Here is a 23,311-nt window from a genome sequence, read left to right as displayed (position 1 = left end):
GATGGCCGCACTTCCTGAGTGCGTTGGCGCTCGAGTCTATTGCGCGGGCACCTGGGCCGGCTGCGGCTGTTGGGCTTGCTGCTGCAGTTGCTGCTTCAGCTTTCGTGCTGCCTTCTGCTTCTTGTGCAGTTCATGGCCGGCGACACAACCGCCCATCGCGCCCAGCACTCCGTGGCGCCCTGCGTAATGTCCGGCAATGCCGCCGGCGATCGCTCCTGAAATGCAGCCGACGGCGCCCGCCTGCGAGGCATGCATGGCAAGAACCGGGACAAGCAGGGCTGCAATCGCGAACTTCCTCATGGGGTGGACCTTTCAGGGCTGATGAGCATTTGCAGCCAGGTGGAATTGCTTGGCGTGGCGGAAATGCAGCTAAAACAAACAGATAGGCGGGTGCCGACTTCCTCATGCTGTAGCGGAAACCGAAGGGTCGAAGCATCTGGCGAAGGTTATGATTGCCAATGACCAAAGTCATAYGGTCACGGTACAGTCGATGGAACTCTGGTCGGGACGGTGACGTTCGGTCCGGAGTATCGCTCGAAATCGCCGAAGCCCTGGAGCAGTCGGCCGGAGCAGGAGGCCCATCCGATGTATGTTTTGCTGAAGGTCCTGACCGTCATCCTCGTGGCGGGCGCGATGGCCATGGCGTTCGCCCATGCTCTGGAGCTGCCAGGCAAAATGCGGCTGGGCAGGCATGAGTATTTTGTCGTCCAACGGATCTACTATCCGGGCTTCACCATCGGAGGCGGCATCGCCGAGGTCGGCGGCATCGTCGCGACGTTCGCGTTGACGCTGATGTCGAGCGGCGCCGTCCAATTCCGGCTGATCGCCGGCGCGCTCGCCGCGCTCCTCGGCATGCAGCTCGTCTTCTGGTTCATGACCCAGCCGATCAACAAGCACTGGCTGCAAGAGGTGGAATTGACTGCGCCGGCGAAGCGCTTCTTCGCGACCGAGGGCAGCGACGGCACCACGCTCCCGCCGAAGGAAGAGTGGAAGGCGCTTCGTGACCGGTGGGAGCTCTCGCACGTTCTCCGCGCGGGGTTCGCAATGCTGAGCCTGATCCTGCTGACCACGGCAATTGCCATCGAAAGCAGCTGATGTCTGGCTGGGCTTTTGCGCCCGAGCCGCTCGAAATCTCAAAGCAGGACAGGGCTGATCTGTCGGTCGGGCGCTTGACCGGGCCTCACGACTATGTCGGCAGCACCAGAGTGTTGTGCTCGCTCTCGCTCAGGCGAACGTGCCCCCCGAAGCGCCGGCATTCGCGGTCCAGCGTCTGGCCGAGCCAGGCGGCCTCCTCGTCGGATGCGCGAGCGAGCCGGAATTTCTGCATGCGGAAGGGCACCATCTCGAAACTCAGAAGATGATGGCTCATGTCATCCAAATCGACGAAATAGGCCAGTGAGAGGTCAGGGCGGAACGCTTCGTGTCCGCCGATCCCTTCATAATCGTTGATGAAATCGCCGCATCCGTAAAGGATCGGCTTGCCCGAGCGGACCTCGATCGCCAGGGGGTGGTGCGAAGAGTGCGCGTGGACGACATCGACGCGGGCGCTGTCGATGAGCCCGTGGGCGAAGCGTGTATGCGCGACAGGCACTTCATAGCCCCAGTTGGGACCCCAATGGACAGAGACAAGGACTACGTCGCCGGGTCGGCGCCAGCGATCGATGGTGTGGATGACGGCTGCCAGCGCATTTTCGTCCAGACTGGCAAGGACATTCACTCCGGGCCGTCTCTCCCGGAAGCCCAGCCGTCGGGAACCCCGCTGGATGGGCAAGCGAAGGCGAATACAAGAAGCCGCCTGCCCGGTGTGGTTTCGAGGATGGCGGGAGCGGCAGCCGCATCGGCATCCAGCCCCGCGCCGGCCGTCGCGAATCCCGCATCTTGTGCCGCGCGCAGCGTATYCCTCAGGCCGGCCGATCCCCAGTCAGCGGCATGGTTGTTGGCAAGGACGCAGCAGTCGATATCCGCGGCAGCTATGCAGCCCAAATTCGCAGGATGCATCCGATAATTGATGCCCTTCGGCTCAGGTTTTCCGTCGGCAGTGACGCTGGTTTCCAGGTTGATGATCCTCAAATCCGGTTCACGGCGATCGATCTGGTCCAGCGCGTCGCCCCAGATATAGTCGAAGGGCGCCCCCCTCGGGATTTCGCCCGAACGACTTTCCGCCAACTTCACGTAGGCAAGAGCAGAGCGGATATGCGGTTCGTGCAAGGTCGGATCGCAAGGCTGCGGCATGATCTGGTCGATGCCACGACCGGTCATCACATCGCCGCACAGAAACAGTTTCATTTCGCGCAATTCCCTTCTTCACACACTGGATCTGGTGGAAGACGCCGAAGGTGYAAGRCTCTATCCCTTCRAGCCAGAGGCCCGAGCGGCTGCTAAACAGTTCAGAGCTTGGCGATGCCGGGGAAGAAAAGATAGCAGGCGAYGCTGATGACGATGAGATAGCAGAGCACCACCAGGCACCAGAAGAAATTGTGCCGAATGACCGCGCCTTCGTTGCGCACGAAGCGCGTGGTGGAAACGCCGACACTGGCGGTCTGCGGCGCGATCGGCTTTCCGATCTCTGCGCCGACCGAGTTTACGGTCGGCAACAGCAGCGGCGGAAAGGCGAGGAGTTGGCCGACCAGCGCCTGGAACTTGCCGAACATCGCGTTGGTGGACGTGTTGCTGCCCGAAAGGGCGACCCCGATGAAGCCGAGCAGCGGAGCGACGATGATGAAGGCGGGGCCGAGCGACGCAAAGGCCTTCGCCAGCGAAGCCGCCATGCCGGAATAGTTGTATACATAGGCCAAGCCGAAAATGAACACGCCGACGAGGCAAGCGCCCCACATCTGCGACCATGTCGTCGTCCAGATCTCGGCAAGCTGCCGGCCGTTCACGCGAAGCAGCAGCGCGACAATGATCCATGACGCAAGGATGGCGGAGCCCCCGACGAACGGGGTCCAGCTGAAGGCGGCGGTGATCGTCGCGCCCTGCGTTATCGAGGATGCTGCGGCCACCTGCATTTTTACAAGCGAGATGCTGGGCAGCTTGGACCATGGCCCGGTCCAGGCCACCACGACGACGATCAGAACCGCGATCGGCAGCCAGGCCTGGAAGATGTCGCCGGCCGAAAGGCCGTGAGATGTTGCAGTTGCAGAACCGGTGAGCGGCTCGCCGCCATAGGCTCGCATCTGCTTCGGCTGCCAGACTTTGAGCAACAGCAGCAGGCAGACAAAGCACACGATTGCGCCGGCAACATCCGGCAGGTAAGGGCCGAGATAGGTGCCGACCGGCAGCTGTCCGGCGATGTAGGCGAGGGATCCGACCACGGCCAGGGGCCATGCCTCCCACATGCCCTTCCTGCCCGAGACGAGATACAGAAGGATCCAAGGCGGCAACAGCGCCAAGAGCGCAACGATCTTGCTGATCGAGCTTGACAGCTCCAGCAACGGATAGCCGGTAACGGCCGCGAGAGCGATGATCGGCGCACCGAGCGCTCCGTACGAGACCGGTGCGTTGTTGGCAATCGCGGCAACCCGGATGGCGTCGAGGTCCGGAATCCCGAGGGCGATCAGGATCGGGGCGACGAACGCCCACGGATAGCCGAAGCCGACAAGACCTTCCAGGAGGGCGCCGAACGCCCAGGCAAACATGATGGTCTGCACCCGGACATCCTGCGTCCCCTGCGCTACCAGCCAGCGCCGCAATTTGTCGAACGCGCCGGAGACGACCAGCGTGTTGAACAGCATCACGCCCCAGAACGTGATCCAGTCAACGCTCCATACGCCTGTCGCGGAGCCGTAGAGATAGGCACGGATGCCATCACCAAGCGGCATGCGCCACACCCACAGTCCGAGCGCAAGCGTAATCACGGAGCCGACGAGCGTCGCAACCCAGGCCGACCAGCGAAGCGCAGCGAGCATGAAAAGCAATGCCGCGRCCGGGATCAGGGCCACGAGCCAGGTGATGAACAGGTTTCCGGTGGGGTTGAGAATCTGGCTGAACATGTGAAAGACCGCCCATCTTGAGGTTGGCGCAGACGTTTCGTGTTCAAGCAGCGAGGGCAGGGACCAAGGATTCCCAGTGGTCCAGCAAGGGCGCTTCAATTGCTTGCCAAAGGCCCCTGCGACGCGTCGCTTGCCGCTCCGGCAATCGGACCCTCAAATTAGCGGATTCTTAGATTAGCAGATTTTGCATGCAACGTTAACACRAACCTGGAACCRCAACGACGCGATCCATCAGGCTGCGTGGCCAATGCTTTGCATCAACTGCTCGATTGGAACTTCACCGGAGCAGTTCACCGATTCACGGAAACGCAGACTGTTCCGTCTCCTTGTTTTGACGCAAATCCGGAGCAGCAAACCGTTTCGCACTTTTCCTGGAATTGCTCTAGGAGATTGAAAAATAAGGGAAAACAAGTGGCTGGGGCGCCAGGATTCGAACCTGGGAATGTCGGTACCAAAAACCGATGCCTTACCACTTGGCGACGCCCCAGCAGCCGGGCCGTGCCCGCTGCGCGCGGCCTTATAGGACGAGGCGGGAGAAAGCTCAATGGTGGGAATAGGGGAATAAGGGAATAGCGAGTAAGGCAGTAGGGAATAGGCACGAGTTTCCTTACCGACCGCCTTGCTCCCTACTCCCCTATTCCCCCCAGACCGCGAGTTCGTTGCCGGCCGGATCGGTGAAATGGAACCGCCTGCCACCCGGGAAGGGGAAGATCGGTTTGATGATGCTGCCGCCGGCATTCTCCACCGCCTCCAGCATCTCTTCCAGGTTTTCGGAGTAGAGCACGGGCAGYGGCCTGGCGGACGCCTCGCCGGCATCGGCCTGGAAGYCGCCATCCAGCCCCTCGGCAAAGGCGGAATAGGTCGGGCCGTAATCGGTGAACGACCAGGAAAACGCCGCGCTGTAGAACGACTTGACGCTGTCCAGCGTTCCGCCGGTCGCCGGCAACTCCAGATAGTCGAGTTTTCCGTTGAGTTTCATCGCGCTACTCCACCCTTGTTCTTGATATGTTCTATATGGCAAGGCCATCTGCCGGCAAGTCCTTTTGACGCAGCGTTTGATTAATCGATTTGTAGCACCCGGCTTGCCCTGCCGACGCCTTGCCATTCGCACTGCAGCATCATATCGCTCGGACCGGAAGGACGGGGAACCGGACCTGGGTCCGGGTGTTGTATATCTTCCAAGGACTTGGAGGGCGAGCATGACCAAGTGGGTTTACACCTTCGGCGACGGCGCCGCCGAAGGGCGTGCCGGCGACCGCAATCTTCTCGGCGGCAAGGGTGYCAACCTGGCCGAGATGTGCAGCCTCGGCCTGCCGGTGCCGCCGGGCTTCACCATCACCACCGAAGTCTGCAACGCCTACTATGCCAATGGCCGCACCTATCCGTCCGAGCTTGAGGCCGATGTCCTTGCGGCGCTCGACCATATCGGCAGGATCACCGGCCGCCGTTTCGGCGACCCGTCGAAGCTGCTTCTGGTATCCGTGCGTTCCGGCGCCCGCGCTTCGATGCCCGGCATGATGGACACCGTTCTCAATCTGGGCCTCAACGACGAGACGGTCGAGGCGCTTGCCGCCGATTCCGGCGATGCGCGCTTTGCCTATGACAGCTACCGCCGCTTCATCCAAATGTATTCCGATGTCGTCATGGGCCTCGACCACGAGGTGTTCGAGGAAATCCTCGAGGACCAGAAGGCGAGCCTCGGTCATGAGCTCGATACCGAGCTGACGGCCGTCGAGTGGCAGGGTGTGATCGCGCTCTACAAGGCCAAGGTCGAGGAGGAGCTCGGCAAGCCTTTCCCTCAGGATCCGCGCGAGCAGCTCTGGGGCGCCATTGGCGCTGTGTTTTCGAGCTGGATGAACAACCGCGCCATCACCTACCGCCGCCTGCACGACATCCCGGAAAGCTGGGGGACAGCGGTGAACGTCCAGGCCATGGTGTTCGGCAATATGGGCGACACGTCCGCCACAGGCGTCGCCTTCACCCGCAACCCTTCGACCGGCGAGAAGCAGCTCTACGGCGAATTCCTGGTCAACGCCCAGGGCGAGGACGTGGTGGCCGGCATCCGCACGCCGCAGAACATCACCGAGGTGGCGCGCATCGCCGCCGGCTCCGATAAGCCGTCGCTGCAGAAGCTGATGCCGGATGCCTTCCAGGCCTTCGTCGACATCTCCGACCGGCTTGAAAAGCACTACCGCGACATGCAGGACCTCGAATTCACCATCGAGCGCGGCAAATTGTGGATGCTGCAGACTCGCTCCGGCAAGCGCACCGCCAAGGCGGCGCTCAGAATTGCCGTCGAGATGGCGAAGGACGGGCTGATCACCAAGGAGGAGGCGGTAGCCCGCATCGACCCGGCCTCGCTCGACCAACTGCTGCACCCGACGATCGATCCGAAGGCCGAGCGCGATGTCATCGGCGTCGGCCTGCCAGCCTCGCCTGGCGCCGCAACCGGCGAGATCGTCTTCTCGTCCAGCGATGCAGAGGAGGCCAAGGCGCAGGGGCGCAAGGCGATCCTGGTGCGCATCGAGACCAGCCCCGAGGACATCCACGGCATGCATGCGGCCGAAGGCATCCTCACCACGCGTGGCGGCATGACCAGCCATGCGGCCGTGGTGGCGCGCGGCATGGGCAAGCCCTGCGTGTCGGGCGCCGGCTCGCTGCGCGTCGACTACAAGGCCGGCGCGCTGATTTCGATGGGCCAGACCTTCCACAAGGGCGACATCATCACCATCGACGGCGGCAACGGCCAGGTGCTGAAGGGCGCGGTCGCCATGCTGCAGCCGGAGTTGTCCGGCGATTTCGCCGCCATCATGGAATGGGCCGACGCGGCGCGCCGCATGAWGGTGCGYACCAACGCCGAGACGCCGCTCGACGCGCGCATGGYGCGCTCCTTCGGTGCCGAGGGCATCGGGCTTTGCCGCACCGAGCACATGTTCTTCGACGGCGACCGCATCGTCGCCATGCGCGAGATGATCCTCGCCGACACCGAGAAGGACAGGCGCGCCGCGCTGGACAAGCTCCTGCCGATGCAGCGTTCGGATTTCCTCGAGCTGTTCGAGATCATGGCCGGCCTACCGGTGACGATCCGCCTGCTCGACCCGCCGCTCCACGAATTCCTGCCCAAGACCGAGGCCGAACTCGCCGAGGTCGCGGCTGCCATGAACGTGCCGGCCGACAAGCTCCGCCAGCGGACCGAGGCGCTGCACGAATTCAACCCGATGCTCGGCCATCGCGGCTGCCGGCTCGCCGTCTCCTATCCCGAGATCGCCGAAATGCAGGCGCGTGCCATTTTCGAGGCGGCGGTCGAGGCCGGCCACAAGGCCGGCGCGCTGGTTGTGCCCGAAATCATGGTGCCGCTGGTCGGCCTGGTGAAGGAACTGGAATACGTCAAGGCGCGCATCGATGCGGTGGCGAAAAGCGTCATGCAGGAGACCGGCACGAAGATCGATTACCTTACCGGCACCATGATCGAATTGCCGCGCGCGGCGATCCGCGCCCATGTCATCGCCGAGGCTGCCGAATTCTTCTCCTTCGGTACCAACGATCTGACGCAGACGACCTTCGGCATCTCGCGTGACGATGCGGCCTCCTTCCTGGAAACCTACCGGCAAAAGGGCATAATCGAGCAGGATCCGTTCGTTTCGCTCGACGTCGACGGCGTCGGCGAGTTGGTGCGGATCGCGGCTGAAAAGGGCRGGGCGACACGCCACAGCATCAAGCTCGGCATCTGCGGCGAACATGGCGGCGACCCGGCCTCGATCCGCTTCTGCGAGGAGGTCGGCCTCGATTATGTGTCGTGCTCGCCCTATCGCGTGCCGATCGCGCGGTTGGCCGCCGCGCAGGCGGCGGTGCAGGCCGCGAAAGGCAAGGCAAAGCGCGCCGCCTGACCGGCGCGCACCTTACAATTTTGTATGGAAACTCACGCGAACGTGCGCGTGCTGGTTCAGAATCTGGACATCCTTCCCAAGCAGTGTCTTTGTTCCGAATTCCTCGGCGCGAGAAACGGATGTTGCAGATTTCCCCCAGTTCTGTCCGGTCGATCCTGATCCTGCAGACCAAGTTCGTCGGCGACATCGTGCTTGCCTCGACATTGGCGAAGAACCTGCAGCTCGAATATCCGGGCGTCAGGATCGTCTTCTTCTGCGAGGCCCGCTTCGGCGGCTTCCTCACGGCGCATGGCATCGCGTCCGAAGTCATTACCTTCCGCCGTGCCCATATGCGCGGCACGCCGCTGCAGCGCGGGCGCGAGATGCTGCGGACCGTGCGCGAATTGCGCCAGCATCACTTCGACATGGTTATCGACATAGCCGACTCGAAAACCACGCGAATCATTTCCGGTCTGATCGATGCTCCGGTCCGGATCGGTCACTACCCGACCGAACGGCCGATGCGCTGGTACGAGCGCCAGCCGGCAAATGTCAGGATGAAGCCCTTCGGCTTTGGTGAGCAGCATTATCTCTACCGCTATCTGTCGCCGCTKGAGGCGATTGGCGTGGAACTGCGCGTGAGGGCGCCGGCGATCCGCCCGTTGCCCCCCGAAACGACGCGGGCGCTCGCTTTGCTCGGCAAATATCATCTCAAGCCGAACCGCTTCGTGGCGGTGCATGCCGGAGCGAGCTTCCCCGGCCGCCGCTGGCAGCCCGAACGCTTTGCCGCCGCGATCGACCGGATATCGACCGAAACCGGGCTGGACGTCGTTCTGGTCGGCGGTCCCGACGAGAGCGAGGCGGCGGACAAGATCATGGCGGCTGCGAAGACGCCGGTCGTCAACCTGGTCGGCGCGCTCTCGCTGGAAACGCTGCTCGCGCTCTTCAAGGAAGCTCGGCTGTTCGTCGGCAACGAGAGCGGCCCGATGCATATGGCGGCGGCGGCCGGCACTCCGGTCGTCGGCCTGTTCGGCCTGACCAACCCGGTTGAGTGGGGGCCCGTCGGCGTCCCTAGCATCTCGGTGCGGCCGTCCATGCCTTGCGACTGCGTCGGCGGCGATCTGTGCCGCCGGACCGATCCGGCCAAGGCGTGCTGTGTCTGGCGCCTCGAAGTGGATGCCGTGGTCGACGCGGCGCGCGAACTCCTGTCGCGGACCGAGGTGACACTGGACCAGGCGGTCTAGCAAGTAAGGATTCGAGGCGCGTCGCCTGAAATCCGTTTCGATGCGACGCGCACCAACCCCCACGCAAATTGTCGCGCTGCATCTTTTCGGATGCGAGCCGTCCCGATTTTCGCCTAGATCGAGGTCTTGGTGCCGCCTTGTCTCGCGGTGAACGGCTGGGCGTGCCGGGCTTGGGAAGAATGACGGGTCTGCTTCGGAAATCTCTTTGCGCGATCGCGCTGTCGCTGGCGTCGATCTCGGCCGGCAATGCGGGGACACTTGTCGAGCCGACATTGCATCTGACGCCGCAGCAGGGCGGCGGCGGTCGGGTCGCGCTTACGCTCGACGCCTGCGGCGGACAGACCGACACGCGCATTCTTTCGGCGCTTGTCGATAACAGGATTCCCGCGACCATCTTCGTTACCGGCATCTGGCTGAAGCGCAATGCTGCCGCTGTCGAGATCATGCGGGCGCATCCGGACCTGTTCGAACTGGAAAATCACGGCGGACGCCACATCCCGGCGGTCGACACGCCGCGCAAGATCTACGGCATCCGCAGCGCCGGCAGTGCGGAAGCCGTTGAGGCCGAGGTCGAGTCGGGCGCCGCTGCGCTTGGCAAGGCCGGCGGGCCGGCGCCGAAATGGTTCCGCGGCGCCACCGCCGAATACAGCCCGTCGGCGATCGCGGTGATCCGCAAGCTCGGCTTCAAGATCGCCGGCTTCTCGATCAACGGCGATGGCGGCTCGCTGCTCGGGGCGAAGGAGACCACCCGGCGGATCGCCGCCGCCAAGGACGGCGACGTCATCATCGCCCACATCAACCAGCCGACCCATGCGGCGGGCGAGGGCGTCGTTCAGGGCCTTCTGGCCCTGAAACAGAAAGGCATGACCTTCGTGCGGCTGGACGATGCCGAGGGTGTCGGCAACGACGGCACCACGGATTGATTCCCGGTGCCGAAGGGCCAGGGATTGTAGCGTCCGGCGGGTTGTAGCCCGAGCGTCGTCATCCCAGGGCGAAGCAGGAGCGAAGCTCCGTCGCGAAGGCCCTGGGATCCATGCCGTTACCCCAGCCGAAGAATGCAAACGGAGCAAAATACCGCATCACAGCAGCGCTTCGAGCTCACGGCATGGATCCTTGGGTCTGCGCTCCGCTGCGCATCGCTACGCCCAAGGATGACGACGCGGCAGTCGTCCCGGCTAATCTCCAGCGTTCATGACCTGTGGGACGTTGCGATGGTTCCCAGTCAATTGCGTTCAGCCCGGCGTGGCCTCGACCGTCACCTTGCTCGTATAGAACGCGCCGTGATCGCGGATCTCGGTCATTTCGTCGAAAGGCTGCTCATAGGCCCACATCGCGTTCTTGCCGGTTTCGCCGGCTGACAGCATGCTCCAATAGCTCGCATCGCCCTTATAGGGGCAATGCGTCGAATGCTCGGTCCTGGCGAGCTTGTCGAAATCGATGTCGTCGAAGGGAATGTAGAAAACGGCCGGATAGGGTGGTTCCGACAAGAGCAAGGCTCGTGTTGACCTGGCGATGACAGTGTCGCCCGCGCGCACCGTGACGGCGCCGTGATAAGGCTCGACCGTTATTACCTTGTCGGGATTGCGCTGAAAGCCGGGGGCGGGGTTGGCGCGCTTGTCCATGACGGTTCTCCTCAGCAACTTGCTTGGCGGTTGTCCGTCAGAGGTGGGTTRGATCGGYACCTCGCGCAAGGCTGAGYGTACGCGAATCGCGTCCCAGCGAAAAAATCCTAACTGATACCGACGATCAGGCGGCGGCCTTGAACGCGTCCATGAGGCCTGCATAGGCGGCGGCGATGCCGGCCACCGGATTGGTGCTTCTCGCCGCTGTCTCGACCTTCAGCGCGCCGCCCGAGGTCGGCAGCGTAAGCAGCAGGAACTGGCGGTTGCCGCCGTCGCCGACACATGCGGCTGCGACGTGCTGGCCTTCACCGTCATTCTCGACGCACATCTTGAACAGCAGGGTTCCGCCGACAGCCTCCAGTGCGCCGCCGACGACTTCGGCAAATTCGTCGTCGGAAACGGTTTTGGAGTCCGGCGTCAGATCGTCCAGACTTTCGGCAAGCGTGCTTTCGAGGGCTTGTTCATCGAGCTGCACGTCCATGCGAACCTCTCCATTCGCCAATCTCGCCCAGCCCGTTAACGATCCTTAACGGCGACGATGGCCGGATTATGGCGGGTTTCCGGGGCCGTCCGATCCATCCGCCGCCTTGGACTTATGACGGCTGGACAATCCGCCGGATCATTCCACAATGCATGAAACAACGACGCAAAAGCGCAAAAAGGGGAGGAGCCGAGATGYTCGGACTGATGCAGGAATGGCCGCTGCTCTGCCACAAGCTGATCGATCACGCCGAACGCCAGCACGGCGGGCGCGAGATCGTGTCGCGTTCGATCGAAGGCCMGATCGTGCGCACGACCTTCGCCGATATCCGTCATCGGGCGCTCAAGGTGGCRCAGCGGCTGGAGCGAGACGGCTTCGCGCTCGGCGACCGCATCGCCACGCTTGCCTGGAACACCGCCCGCCACATCGAGGCCTGGTATGGCATCATGGGCATTGGCGCGATCTATCACACGCTCAATCCGCGCCTCTTTCCCGAACAGATCGCCTGGATCATGAACGATGCCGAGGACAAGGCGATCTTCGTTGACCTGACCTTCGTGCCGCTGCTCGAAAAGATCGCCGGCCAGGTCAAGTCGCTGGGGCAGGTAATCGTGCTGACCGACCGGACGCATATGCCGCAAACATCGCTGCCGAATGCGGTTGCCTATGAGGAATGGCTGGCCGAGGCCGACGGCGACTTCGCCTGGAAGACCTTCGACGAGAATACCGCCGCCGGCATGTGCTACACCTCCGGCACCACGGGCGACCCGAAAGGCGTCCTCTACAGCCATCGTTCCAACGTGCTRCATGCCATGATGGCCGCCATGCCCGACGCCATGGGTGTTTCGACGCGCGACGTCGTACTGCCCGTGGTGCCGATGTTCCATGCCAATGCCTGGGGTCTCGGGCAGGCCGCGCCGATGATCGGCGCCAAGCTGGTGATGCCCGGCTGCAAGATGGACGGCGCTTCGATCTACGAGTTGCTCGACACAGAAAAGGTCACTTTCACCGCCGCCGTGCCGACGGTGTGGATGATGCTGCTGCAATATCTTGAGGAGACCGGCAAGAAACTGCCCTATGTCAACAAGGTCGTCATCGGCGGCTCGGCCTGTCCGCGCGCCATCACCGCCAAATTCCAGGACGATTACGACGTGCAGGTGGTGCATGCGTGGGGCATGACCGAGATGTCGCCGCTCGGCACGCTCTGCACCATGAAGCCGCAATATGAGGCGCTGACCGGCGATGCCCGGCTCGACGTCCAGGRCAAGCAGGGCCATCCGCCCTTCGGCGTCGAAATGAAGGTGACGGACGATGAGAACAACACGCTGCCCTGGGACGGCAAGACCTTCGGGCGTCTGAAAGTCCGCGGCCCGGCGGTCGCGCGCGCCTACTATGGCGGCGTCGGCTCCGAGCAGTTCGACGCCGAAGGCTGGTTCGACACCGGCGACGTCGCGCATATCGACGCCGGCGGCTACATGCAGATCACCGACCGCGCCAAGGATGTCATCAAATCGGGCGGCGAATGGATCTCCACCATCGATCTCGAGAATCTCGCCGTCGGCCATCCCGATGTGGCGGAGGCGGCGGCGATCGGCGTGCCGCATTCCAAATGGGGCGAGCGGCCGCTGCTGGTGGTTGTGCGCAAGCCGGGCAAGGAGCCGAGCAAGAGTGACATCCTCGCCTTCATGAGCGGCAAGGTGGCCAAATGGTGGATGCCCGACGACGTCGCCTTTGTCGGCGAAATTCCCCACACGGCCACCGGCAAGATCCAGAAGATCACTTTGCGCGAGCAGTTCAGGGATTACCGGCTGCCGACGGATTGAGGAATGTTCAATCTTTCGACTTCAAGCCTGGGCCAAAAACATCTAGGAGCAATCCCAGGAAAACTGCGCAGCTGTTTTCCGTCCGGAATTGCGCAAAAACAAACAGTTAGCGCAGTTCAGCAATTTCGCCAAACGCTGAACTGCGCTAAGTCTCGGCCGGGCTGGGGTGATGCGGCAGACGATGGCTACTATTCCTGAACGGCAGACGTCGAGGGCGGCCGGCTGGTCGCGGAGGATCGGAGCATTTTCGCTCGTCCTTTTGCTGACCGTCTTTGCCGGTTATCGCCTCGACCTCGTCGACACGCCGCCCTTCCTGTGGGTGCTGGCGATCGTCGCGCTGCTTGCGGCGCTTGCGCTGCTGCTCGCCGGGCTAGYACTGTCGAGGCTGTGGAATTTCGGCGGTCGCGGCGGCCGCGATCTCAGCGTCGGCGCGCTGCTGGCGCTGCTGGTGCTTGCCCCTTTCGGCGTCGCCGCCTATTGGGCGACGATCTACCCGCCGCTGCGCGACATCTCGACCGATCTCGACGATCCGCCGGTGCTCGACACCAGCGACCGGACAAGCGACATGAACGGGCTGTCGGCGCCGACGCCCGGCGAGCAGACCCTGCAGGCGCAGGCCTATCCGCTGGTCACCGGGCACAGCTACAACCTGCCCTTCGAGACCGTGGTCGACGCCGTCGAAACCGTGCTCGACCGGCGGGACTGGCAGCTGACCGCGCCTTATCCCGACATCCACGGGCAGAGCGAGGCGACGATCACTGCGGTTGCCAGAAGCCTCGTGCTCGGCCTGCCGGCCGACGTTGCCATCCGCATCACCGACGAAGGTGATTCGGTCATCGTCGACATGCGCTCGGCCTCGCGCTACGGCCGCTACGACCTCGGCGACAATGCCGCCCGCATCACCGATTTCCTCGCCGAGCTCGACCAGGAGGTCGCCGGCCAGGTCGGCGCGGCGCCGGCCGAATAGAGCAATTCCAGGAAAAGTGTGCAGCGGTTTTCCGTCCGGAATTGCGCAAACAAGGAGGCGCAATTCCAGGAAAAGTGTGCAGCGGTTTTCCGTGCGGAATTGCGCAAGAGTAAACAATTCATGCCGGCGTGAAGATGCCGTCGATCGCGGGGTCGCCGTCGGTGGCGACGAAGCCGCGCGCCACCAGGTCCTCGAGATGGGCGAGCACCGACAAGCCGGCGGCGCCGTGGAGCCGCGGGTCGGTGTCACGATAGATCGCCGCGACCATGTCCTTGATCGTCCGGTCGCCGCTTCGGATACGCTCCAGGATCGCGCGCTCGCGCATCTTGCGATGCGCCTTCAGCTCCAGCATGAAGCTGCGGGGTGCGGTGACCGGCCCGCCATGGCCGGGCAGAAGCAGGCGGTCGTCGCGCTCGATCAATTTGTCGAGCGATTTCATATAATCGGCCATCGCCCCGTCCGGCGGCGCGACGATGGAGGTCGCCCAGGCCATGACATGGTCGGCCGAAAACAGAATACCTGTCCCTTTGAGCGCAAAGGCCGCATGGTTGGCGGCGTGGCCCGGCGTCAAGACCGTGCCGATCGTCCAGCCGTCGCCGTGGGTAAGGATGCCGTCCGCCAGCGCGACATCGGGGATGAAGCCCGTGTCGGCGCTGGCATCCAGCGGGTTCACCTCGCCGATGCGCAGCGGCCGCGCCGGTCGGTGCGGACCTTCGGCAAGCACGGATGCTCCCGTGCGCTGCTTCAGCCGCGCGGCGAGCGGCGAATGATCGCGGTGGGTGTGGCTGACGAAAATATGGCTGACCGGCCTGCCGCCGATTGCCGCCAGCAGCGTTTCGAGATGTTCATCGTCATCCGGTCCGGGATCGATCACGGCAAGCGTGTTGCGGCCGATGAGGTAGCTGTTGGTGCCATGGAAGGTGAACGGGCCTGGATTCCTGGCGGTGATGCGCAGCACATCCGGCGCGACCGGAACCGCCTGGCCATAGGCGGGATCGAAGCGTGTGTCGAATTCAAGCGTCATGCGAACCCTGCTGCTTGAGCGGCAAAATCATTGCCGGTTCCTGCGTAAGCCAATATAGGAAAATCAATGCATGTCTCCCAAAACTGCGCAGCGGTTTGGGAGAACGACATGCATCAAGACAAAATTTTAAAGCGCGTCGCTGGACTCGTTTCTCCGCGACGCGCTTTAAGCCAGCAAATCAGCCACAATGGGGAAGACCATGGCAACTGCAACCACGATGCGCCCGCTCGTTTCGCTCGCTCTGCCCGACCAGGGCGTGGCCAGGCTGGCGACGCAGCTCTTTCTGGCGCTTGCCGGAACCCTCCTGCTCACGCTTTCGGCCAAGACGAAGGTCGTTCTCGGTCCGGTCGACATCTCGCTGCAGACGCTCGCCGTGCTCCTGATTGCGTCGGCCTTCGGCATGCGGCTCGCCGTGGCGACGCTCATCCTCTACCTCGCCGAGGGCGCGTTTGGCTTGCCCGTTTTCCAGGGCACGCCGGAAAAGGGCCTCGGCATCGCCTATATGCTCGGCTCCACGGGCGGCTACCTGGCCGGCTTCGTGGTGATGGCCGCGATTGCCGGCTGGGCCGCCGACCGCGGCTGGGACCGCTATCCGGTGAAGCTGTTCGGCGCGATGCTCGCCGCCGAGATCGTCATGATGGCAATGGGCTTCGCCTGGCTGGCGGCGCTTATCGGGCCGGAAAAGTCGTGGCAGTTCGGCGTCGCGCCGTTCATCGTCGGCGACCTGATCAAAGTGGCGCTCGCCGCCAGCCTGGTGCCGGCCGTCTGGGCGCTGCTGCCGAAGCGGTCCTGATCAATCCATTCCAGCAGATCGAACAAAAGGCCGGCGCCCGAGCGCCGGCCTTTTTCATGCAGCGGCCGGATTTGCCCGAGACCGTCGCCTGCCGGATGACAGGAAAGCGAAGTAGCTTCTGGAGAATTCCAAGCCGACAATTGACAAGCCGGTGCCCGAAACCTAAGCACGTGCAACTTGGCGTCGAGGCGGGGGCCGCGGTAGTTCAAGGAGAGCTTGTTGAAAGGAATTATCCTTGCGGGCGGCAGCGGAACACGTCTCTATCCGCTAACATTAGCTGTATCTAAGCAAATCCTGCCGATCTACGACAAGCCGATGATCTATTACCCGCTGAGCGTGTTGATGCTCGCGGGAATCCGCCAGATCCTGATCATTTCAACTCCGCGCGACTTGCCGGTCTTCCGTGAATTGCTGGGCGACGGGTCCGAATTCGGGCTGGAGCTTTCCTATGCCGAGCAGCCGCAGCCGAATGGTCTGGCCGAGGCTTTCATCATCGGGCGCGACTTCATCGGCAGGGACGGCGTGTCGATGATTCTCGGCGACAACATCTATTTCGGCGACGGGCTGTCCAAGCTCTGCCGCACGGCGGCGGCACGCGAAAGTGGCGCCTCGGTCTTCGCCTACCATGTCGACGACCCGGAACGTTACGGCGTGGTCTCGTTCGACAAGGCCACCGGCAGGGCTTTGACCATCGAGGAGAAGCCGCAAAAGCCGAAGTCCAACTGGGCGGTCACTGGCCTTTATTTCTACGACAACAATGTCGTCGACATCGCCTCGACGATCCGCCCCTCGGCGCGCGGCGAGCTCGAGATCACGGCTGTCAACAACGCTTATCTCGAACGCGGAGAGTTGCAGGTCCATCAACTCGGCCGCGGCTATGCCTGGCTCGACACCGGCACGCATGACAGCCTGCATGAGGCGTCGTCCTTCGTGCGCACCATCGAGCACCGCYAGGGCATAAAGGTCGCTTGCCCCGAGGAGATCGCCTTCGAGCAGGGCTGGCTTGGCGCCGACAAGGTTCTGGAACGCGCCGCGCGCCTGGGCAAGAATGAATATGCCGCCTACCTTCGCAAGCGGGTCGCCGATCTGACGGAGGAACGAGTTGCTTGAGGTCATGCCGCTCGGCCTCGAGGGCGTGCTGGAGATCGTGCCGAAACGGCATGGCGACGCGCGCGGTTTTTTCAGCGAGACCTGGAATGCCGAGCGATTCGCCGAGGCCGGCATCGATCTCGTCTTCGTGCAGGACAACCATTCCTATTCCGCGGCGGCCGGCGTGCTGCGCGGGCTGCACTACCAATTGCCGCCAYGCGCCCAGGACAAGCTGCTGCGCGTGGTCCGCGGCAGCATCTTCGATGTCGCAGTCGACATCCGCCGTTCCTCGCCGACCTTCGGACAGTGGGTGGCGCTGGAGGTGTCGGCTGAGATGGGCAACCAGATTCTGGTGCCGAAGGGGTTCGCGCACGGCTTCGTCACGCTCGTGCCGGATACTGAGGTGCTGTACAAGGTAACCGACACCTATTCGCCCGAGCATGACCGCTCGATCCGTTTCGACGATCCCGAAATCAGCATAAAATGGCCGGCGGTTGCCGGAGGGTTCCAGCTGTCGGACAAGGACCGCAACGCGCCATTGCTTGGCCTAGCCGAGGTGTTTGCGTGAGGAGAGCGGGCGGCATGAATTTCCTGGTCACCGGCGGCGCCGGCTTCATCGGCTCGGCCGTTTGCCGGCATCTGTGCGCCAATCCGGCCTATCGCGTCACCAATCTCGACAAGCTGACCTATGCCGGCAACCTCGCGTCGCTCAGGCCGATCGAGAACGCGCACAACTACCGTTTCGAGCAGGCCGACATCTGCGACGAGCGCGCGGTGCTGGAGATTTTGCGCCGCGACGACATCGACATCGTCATGAACCTCGCCGCTGAAAGCCATGTCGACCGCTCGATCGACGGACCGGGCGCCTTCATCGAGACCAACATCGTCGGCACCTACCGCATGCTCAGCGCCGCGCTGGAATACTGGCGGGGCCTGCCTGAGGCTCGCCAAGGCCGCTTCCGCTTCCACCATGTCTCGACCGACGAGGTGTTTGGCGACCTTCCCTTCGATGGCGGCATGTTYGTCGAGGAGACGCCCTATGCGCCGTCTTCGCCCTATTCGGCTTCGAAGGCGGCGTCTGACCATCTGGTTCGCGCCTGGCACGAGACCTACGGCCTGCCGGTCGTGCTTTCCAACTGCTCGAACAATTACGGCCCCTATCATTTCCCCGAGAAGCTCATCCCGCTGGTCATCCTCAACGCGCTCGACGAGAAGCCGCTGCCGGTCTACGGCGTCGGCGCTAATGTGCGTGATTGGCTGTTCGTCGAGGATCACGCGCGCGCCCTGGAACTGGTCGCGACCAAGGGTCGGCCGGGCGAGAGCTACAATGTCGGCGGCAATTCTGAGCGCAGCAACCTCAGCGTCGTTGAGGCGATCTGCGACCTTCTCGATCGCAAGCGCCCGCGCGCCGGCGGCGGCAGCTACCGCGACCTGATCACCTTCGTCACCGACCGCCCCGGCCACGACCGCCGCTACGCGATCGACGCCTCCAAGATCGCGCGCGACCTAGGCTGGGCGCCGCGGGAGAATTTCGACAGCGGCCTGGCAAGGACGGTCGACTGGTATCTCGACAACAAATGGTGGTGGGAGCCGATCCGCGAGCAGCGCTACAATGGCGAGCGGCTGGGCCAAGGCCCAATTGAAAACGGAAAAATCGAAAACAGCCCGATCGCTAACCGGCCGGTCGAGAGCAGGGAGGGGGCCGCGTGAGGCTTGCCGTGACCGGACGCGAGGGCCAGGTTGCCTTGAGCCTGATCGAGGCGGCGCGGAGCCGCAACGACGTGGAGGTCACCGCAGTCGGTCGGCCGGCGCTCGACCTGGCACGGCCAGACACGGTGTTTCCGGCACTCGAGGCTGCGAGGCCCGACATTATTGTCTCGGCCGCGGCCTATACGAATGTCGACCAGGCCGAGGTCGAGAAGGACCTGGCCTTCGCGGTGAACGCTGCCGGCGCCGGCGAGGTGGCCGAGGCGGCGGCGCGGCTCGGCGTTCCCGTCATCCATCTGTCGACCGACTATGTCTTTGACGGCACCAAGGACGGCGCCTATGTCGAGACCGACCAGACCGCGCCGCTCGGCGTCTACGGCGCCTCCAAGCTCGCCGGCGAGGAGAGGGTGGCGGCCGCCAACCCGCACCATCTCATCCTGCGCACGGCCTGGGTCTACAGCCCCTTCGGCAGGAACTTCGTCAAGGCTATGCTGCGGCTCGCCACCGAGCGCGACGAGATTGYGGTCGTAGCGGACCAATGGGGCAATCCAACCTCGGCGCTCGACATCGCCGCAGCCATCCTGCACGCGGCTGCGAGGCTGCACGGCGACAACAATTTTGTCGCCTACGGCATCTATCATCTGGCCGGCAGCGGCGAGACCAACTGGAGCGGCTTCGCCCGTCACATCCTCGACACAAGCCGGGCATTGGGTGGTCCGCATGCCAGCGTGCGCGACATCGCGATCAAGGACTATACGACCAAGGCGCGACGGCCGGCTAACTCGCGGCTGTCCAGCGCGGGGTTTCAGGGCGCGTTTGGGTGGACGGCGCCGGAGTGGAGGGAGGCGGCGGAAGGAGTTGTGCGCCGGCTTGTGCAAGGCGAGATGAGACAGGCATTGAGTGCATGAACGAAAATCCGTCCCCTAAAAATCTGGAAAATGYCGCACGACTGGCGGGCGCCGGCACGGCTGCGTCAAAAGCTCGCAGGAGAGCAAAGCGTGYGGCGGCGAAGCTAGCCTCGAAGCGCACCTGCATCATGGTGCTCGGCATGCATCGTTCGGGCACGAGTGCGCTGACCCGGATACTGAATCTGTTGGGGGCCGGGCTACCAGAACGGGTTATTGCTCCGGATGAGAACAATGCCAATGGCTACTGGGAGCCGACTAGCCTCAACACCCTTAATGAAAAAATGCTCGCGGAAGCTGGCAGCAGTTGGGATGACTGGCGCCCGTTCGAGGAGCAAAAGCTACCGGGAGGGCGAAGAAAGTTTTATCGAAAGCAAATCGCCCGGATCATTGGCGAGGAATACGGCRGCACGCCTCTATTCGTTATCAAGGAACCGCGCATTGCGCGCTTCGCCGAAATGTACGCCGACATATTACAATCGCTGGAAATCGATGTCCGCTATGTGTTTGTGTCCCGAAATCCTTTGGCGGTTGCTGCTTCGCTTGAAAAGCGCGGCGGCTCAAGTCAGGAGTTTGGGACACTGCTGTGGCTTCGGCACGTACTGGACGCCGAGCACGCCAGTCGTGGTAACCTCAGAGCTTTCGTCTCGTATGAAGCAATCGTGCAGGAATGGCGACCCTGTCTGCAAAGGATAGAAAAGACCCTCTCGCTGACTTGGCCCCGTTCCTTCGATGAGGCGGAATTGGATATCGACGCCTTCATCTCATCTGCTAGCCAGCATCATCACGCGAGTCTGGATCAACTTGACGCTGGTACGACGGTCGCAGGGTGGGTGAAAGACAGCTACGCCGCACTTCGGACTCTTGAAAACGACCCTCACGGCCTACAGTCGCGTAAAACGCTTGATCGTGTGAGACAAGCATTCGATGGGGTCGCCACTACGTTTGGTGATGCGGTCTATCCTGATCGTTATGCGCTCAATGCCTCGTTGGATGCTGBGGAACGCCGCATTCAGGATATCGTAGCGGAAAGTAGTGCCAAGCTTAATGCCTTCAGTCAGGCGTTAGCTCAGCAGAAGATTGAGTCTCAATTGCGTGAGAATAAGCTTCAGGAGCAACTTGTCAAAGCACGCACTACTGCGAACGAGTGGCGCAAGAAGGAGAGGCACTTAGTCGAGATGCTGAAGGATGAGCGAACAGTCGCTCTGGCGCAAGTTGGACAACTAGCCGCAATGCGCGACGAACTGGCAAGCATTCGACAAACCTTGGAAACGGCGTCAGCGACTAACGGCCCGTTTTCCGTCGTCCAAAGTGAACGTCAGCAGCTCGAAATTGCACTTGCTCGCAGCCAAGCAGAAGTTGCAACTTACRCAAAGGCGATTGAGCAATTGCGCAGCAGCACAAGTTGGCATATTACCGGTCCATTTCGTGCTGCCAAGTATTTGTTGACCAACCCTCGTGGTTCCGCTGGCGCACTGCTTGGATTTGGAAGGCGAGTGATACGTCGCCTGCCGGTTCCAAGCAGTATCAAGCATGCCGTCAAAACGCGCCTTCTCCGCTATAATGTCGTGCGAARGGCTGGAAGTTTATCCCGTCAAGATACAATCGATAGCCCCGGGGGTAGCGGCACGACCATAGCAACTCCGTTACCCCTCGGCAGCAGCCTTAACATAGAGGCTGAATATATCAGCCAAGTTCTTGCAATCGCGAAGCGTCCTGTCGGCACGGATTTGGCCTATGTCCCGCGCTCTGAGGAAGTCATAAATTTCGAGCGCTCACAATTGAAGGTAATAGCGTTCTATCTGCCGCAATTCCACCCGATACCTGAGAACGACGAATGGTGGGGGAAGGGATTCACAGAATGGACGAATGTCTCCAAGGCAGTTCCTCAATATATTGGTCATTACCAACCACATCTGCCCGGGGAACTGGGATTCTACGATCTGCGGATCGTTGATGTCATGCGGCGGCAGGCAGACTTGGCCAAGGCCTACGGAGTAGCGGGGTTCTGCTTCCACCATTATTGGTTTGGCGGCAAACGGCTACTTGAAAAGCCAGTCCGGCAATTCCTGGAGAATACGGATATCGACGTCGAGTTCTGTCTGTGCTGGGCAAACGAGAATTGGACACGTCGGTGGGACGGTCAGGAGCATGATGTGTTGATGGCACAGCARCACTCGCCCAGCGATGACGTTGCATTTCTCGATGACATCCTTCCGGCGTTGCGAGATCGGCGCTACCTGCGGCACCAAGGTCGCGCAGTTCTTATCGTTTATCGTGCAAGCCTGCTTCCTGATCCCGCTGCAACGGCGGCCCGGTGGCGTGAGCGCRCTCAAGCCGCAGGCGTCGGCGATCTCTATCTTGTCGCCRCACAAACTTTTGGAATATTGGATCCGCGCCCGCTGGGCTTCGATGCTGCCATTGAATTCCCGCCCCACATGGGAATGGCGTCGGGCCTAAACGGTCAACTGAAAATCGTGAACCCAGACTTTCGCGGTCAGGTCTATGATTACGAAGAGCTTGCGGCGTCCTATGGCCAAAAAAGGCGTGCGCCTTATCAACTTATCAAAACGGTGAGTCCGAGTTGGGACAACGAGGCGCGGAAGCCGGGCAGCGGCCACAGTTTCTATGGCGCAAATCCGGCCACCTATGCCAAGTGGCTCAGGACCGCATGCGATATCACCACGGACAATTTAGCGAATGATCTCACGCAACCACCAATGGTATTCGTTAACGCTTGGAATGAGTGGGYAGAAGGCGCGCATTTGGAGCCTGATCGAAAATTCGGGTACGGCTACCTGCATGCGACCRCCAACATATTACGTGACTTCATCGTGCCCGACCGGCACCTCGTTGAGTTGGCTGAAAAATCTCGGAAGTCGTTTCGCAAGGGATCAAGGTTAGCTGTTGTCCTGCACTTACACTACGACGATTTGTTCGAGGAGATCCGTGAAAGTCTCTCTAATGCTGGTCGCGCTGACCTTTTCGTAACATTGAGACAAGATGCGCCAGGCATTGTGGCTGAGCGCGTTCTCGACGCCTTCCCTAACGCGCATTTGTCATATTTCCGCAATCGCGGGCGCGACATTCAGCCGTTCCTCCAATCGTTGCCGCTTCTGCTGAGTGAGGGCTACGAAATAGCCTGCAAGGTGCACAGCAAAAAGTCGCTACATCGACGTGATGGCAATGCTCTCAGGGACAGTGCGCTGAAGAGCCTTCTAGGGTCACGCGAATGCGTGGAGCAGATAATCGGGCGTTTCGACGAGGATCCTAAGTTGGGGCTGCTGGCGCCAGCCGGATCGCTTCTCGACTTGGGCGAGTTGGATAGGAACATTCTCAACCGCAATTGGCTGGATCAGCTTTTGCCAAGACTGGGAATGCYGGCTCAAGTTGGACGTTACGACGCAGTTTTTCCTGCGGGTTCGATGTTCTGGTTCAGACCGAAGGCGCTTAGACCGCTTGCATGTTTAGCGCTCAATCCTGACGAGTTCGAAGACGAGGTCGGGCAGATCGATGGAACGCTTGCACATGCAGTTGAGCGACTGACCGCCGCAGTGGCTTTGCACACCGACCACTCGGTTGCTGAAACCGATTCTCATTGAAGGACGAGCGATGACTACCATTGAGAATTTCCGACATTACTCGGATAGTGAACGGCGGGACATGCTCGTAACGAATGTTCGAGACCCCGTGCTTTCCGGACTCAGGTTTCCATCATTTCCGGCAGATCACCTGCAGTCACAGTTCGTCGGCTCCGGCAATGAGAACGCACTTCGGGAGGCATACAGCTTCTACGCG

General features: G+C 62.1%; 20 protein-coding genes and 1 tRNA gene. 12 read left to right on the top strand and 9 right to left on the bottom strand.

Annotated features, from left to right (window positions below):
• Positions 1-36 precede the first annotated feature (36 nt).
• Positions 37-300, bottom strand: coding sequence for a hypothetical protein (locus ORS3428_RS20630; RefSeq protein ID WP_071100105.1), 264 nt, complete (start codon positions 298-300; stop codon positions 37-39).
• A 294-nt stretch (positions 301-594) separates the two neighbouring features.
• Between ORS3428_RS20630 and ORS3428_RS20625 the strand changes: the two genes are divergently transcribed.
• Positions 595-1,095, top strand: a complete 501-nt coding sequence (locus ORS3428_RS20625; RefSeq protein WP_443136864.1) for an anthrone oxygenase family protein — start codon at positions 595-597, stop codon at positions 1,093-1,095.
• 91 nt (positions 1,096-1,186) lie between these two features.
• Here the strand turns inward: ORS3428_RS20625 and ORS3428_RS34245 are convergent, their stop codons facing one another.
• The 5 genes from ORS3428_RS34245 to ORS3428_RS20605 all read right to left on the bottom strand — a co-directional run bounded on the left by ORS3428_RS34245 (position 1,187) and on the right by ORS3428_RS20605 (position 4,971).
• The gene (locus ORS3428_RS34245; RefSeq protein WP_274534819.1) at positions 1,187-1,717 is read right to left on the bottom strand and encodes a CapA family protein; all 531 of its coding nucleotides are present in this window, start codon (positions 1,715-1,717) and stop codon (positions 1,187-1,189) included.
• Positions 1,714-2,286 (bottom strand): CapA family protein, encoded by a 573-nt coding sequence (locus tag ORS3428_RS34240; protein ID WP_274534818.1) that lies wholly within the window; start codon positions 2,284-2,286, stop codon positions 1,714-1,716. The genes ORS3428_RS34245 and ORS3428_RS34240 overlap by 4 nt, the downstream gene beginning before the upstream one ends.
• Positions 2,287-2,387: 101 nt before the next feature.
• Complete coding sequence (locus ORS3428_RS20615; protein ID WP_071100103.1) at positions 2,388-3,992, bottom strand: L-lactate permease; 1,605 nt, start codon at positions 3,990-3,992, stop codon at positions 2,388-2,390.
• Between the two features lie 412 nt (positions 3,993-4,404).
• Positions 4,405-4,479 (bottom strand) — tRNA-Gln (locus ORS3428_RS20610).
• Between the two features lie 147 nt (positions 4,480-4,626).
• Positions 4,627-4,971, bottom strand: coding sequence for a VOC family protein (locus tag ORS3428_RS20605; RefSeq protein ID WP_071100102.1), 345 nt, complete (start codon positions 4,969-4,971; stop codon positions 4,627-4,629).
• A gap of 220 nt (positions 4,972-5,191) precedes the next feature.
• Here ORS3428_RS20605 and ppdK point away from each other — a divergent pair, with 220 nt between their 5' ends.
• The 3 genes from ppdK (at position 5,192) to ORS3428_RS20590 (ending at position 10,025) form a co-directional block, all read left to right on the top strand.
• Complete coding sequence (gene ppdK, locus ORS3428_RS20600) at positions 5,192-7,879, top strand: pyruvate, phosphate dikinase (protein ID WP_071100101.1); 2,688 nt, start codon at positions 5,192-5,194, stop codon at positions 7,877-7,879.
• Positions 7,880-7,998: 119 nt separating this feature from the next.
• Complete coding sequence (locus ORS3428_RS20595) at positions 7,999-9,102, top strand: glycosyltransferase family 9 protein (protein WP_071100100.1); 1,104 nt, start codon at positions 7,999-8,001, stop codon at positions 9,100-9,102.
• Between the two features lie 179 nt (positions 9,103-9,281).
• Positions 9,282-10,025: a polysaccharide deacetylase family protein gene (locus ORS3428_RS20590; protein ID WP_083355227.1), complete on the top strand. Its 744-nt coding sequence runs from the start codon at positions 9,282-9,284 to the stop codon at positions 10,023-10,025.
• 309 nt (positions 10,026-10,334) lie between these two features.
• Here the strand turns inward: ORS3428_RS20590 and ORS3428_RS20585 are convergent, their stop codons facing one another.
• Together ORS3428_RS20585 and ORS3428_RS20580 are read right to left on the bottom strand one after the other, a co-directional pair.
• The gene (locus ORS3428_RS20585) at positions 10,335-10,724 is read right to left on the bottom strand and encodes a DUF427 domain-containing protein (protein WP_071100099.1); all 390 of its coding nucleotides are present in this window, start codon (positions 10,722-10,724) and stop codon (positions 10,335-10,337) included.
• Between the two features lie 124 nt (positions 10,725-10,848).
• Positions 10,849-11,205, bottom strand: coding sequence for a hypothetical protein (locus ORS3428_RS20580; protein ID WP_071100098.1), 357 nt, complete (start codon positions 11,203-11,205; stop codon positions 10,849-10,851).
• Positions 11,206-11,399: 194 nt separating this feature from the next.
• Here ORS3428_RS20580 and ORS3428_RS20575 point away from each other — a divergent pair, with 194 nt between their 5' ends.
• Complete coding sequence (locus ORS3428_RS20575) at positions 11,400-13,028, top strand: fatty-acid--CoA ligase (RefSeq protein WP_071100097.1); 1,629 nt, start codon at positions 11,400-11,402, stop codon at positions 13,026-13,028.
• A 181-nt stretch (positions 13,029-13,209) separates the two neighbouring features.
• On the top strand, positions 13,210-13,995 hold the full coding sequence (locus ORS3428_RS20570; protein WP_071100278.1) for a DUF1499 domain-containing protein: 786 nt from the start codon (positions 13,210-13,212) through the stop codon (positions 13,993-13,995).
• A gap of 118 nt (positions 13,996-14,113) precedes the next feature.
• Here ORS3428_RS20570 and ORS3428_RS20565 read toward each other — a convergent pair whose 3' ends face one another.
• A complete protein-coding gene (locus ORS3428_RS20565; RefSeq protein ID WP_071100096.1) occupies positions 14,114-15,019 on the bottom strand; it encodes an MBL fold metallo-hydrolase in 906 nt (301 codons plus the stop codon).
• A 199-nt stretch (positions 15,020-15,218) separates the two neighbouring features.
• On the opposite strand from ORS3428_RS20565, the gene ORS3428_RS20560 reads away from it, so the two are divergent.
• The 6 genes from ORS3428_RS20560 to ORS3428_RS20535 all read left to right on the top strand — a co-directional run bounded on the left by ORS3428_RS20560 (position 15,219) and on the right by ORS3428_RS20535 (position 23,115).
• Positions 15,219-15,812 (top strand): biotin transporter BioY, encoded by a 594-nt coding sequence (locus tag ORS3428_RS20560; protein WP_071100277.1) that lies wholly within the window; start codon positions 15,219-15,221, stop codon positions 15,810-15,812.
• 219 nt (positions 15,813-16,031) lie between these two features.
• The gene (gene rfbA, locus ORS3428_RS20555; RefSeq protein ID WP_071100276.1) at positions 16,032-16,922 is read left to right on the top strand and encodes a glucose-1-phosphate thymidylyltransferase RfbA; all 891 of its coding nucleotides are present in this window, start codon (positions 16,032-16,034) and stop codon (positions 16,920-16,922) included.
• Complete coding sequence (rfbC, locus tag ORS3428_RS20550; protein ID WP_071100095.1) at positions 16,915-17,469, top strand: dTDP-4-dehydrorhamnose 3,5-epimerase; 555 nt, start codon at positions 16,915-16,917, stop codon at positions 17,467-17,469. The genes rfbA and rfbC overlap by 8 nt, the downstream gene beginning before the upstream one ends.
• A 14-nt stretch (positions 17,470-17,483) precedes the next feature.
• Positions 17,484-18,611 carry a dTDP-glucose 4,6-dehydratase gene (gene rfbB / locus ORS3428_RS20545; RefSeq protein ID WP_244508045.1) on the top strand — a complete coding sequence of 376 codons (1,128 nt, stop codon included), beginning with the start codon at positions 17,484-17,486 and terminating at the stop codon, positions 18,609-18,611.
• Positions 18,608-19,516, top strand: a complete 909-nt coding sequence (gene rfbD / locus ORS3428_RS20540; RefSeq protein ID WP_071100094.1) for a dTDP-4-dehydrorhamnose reductase — start codon at positions 18,608-18,610, stop codon at positions 19,514-19,516. The genes rfbB and rfbD overlap by 4 nt, the downstream gene beginning before the upstream one ends.
• A 140-nt stretch (positions 19,517-19,656) precedes the next feature.
• Positions 19,657-23,115, top strand: a complete 3,459-nt coding sequence (locus ORS3428_RS20535) for a glycoside hydrolase family 99-like domain-containing protein (protein ID WP_172833710.1) — start codon at positions 19,657-19,659, stop codon at positions 23,113-23,115.
• The last annotated feature ends 196 nt before the right edge of the window (positions 23,116-23,311 follow it).

This window comes from Mesorhizobium sp. ORS 3428 (genome assembly GCF_001854785.1).
GTDB lineage: Bacteria > Pseudomonadota > Alphaproteobacteria > Rhizobiales > Rhizobiaceae > Mesorhizobium.
The sequence above is the reverse complement of the archived record's forward strand: the minus strand, read 5'-3'. Positions and strand labels throughout refer to the sequence as shown.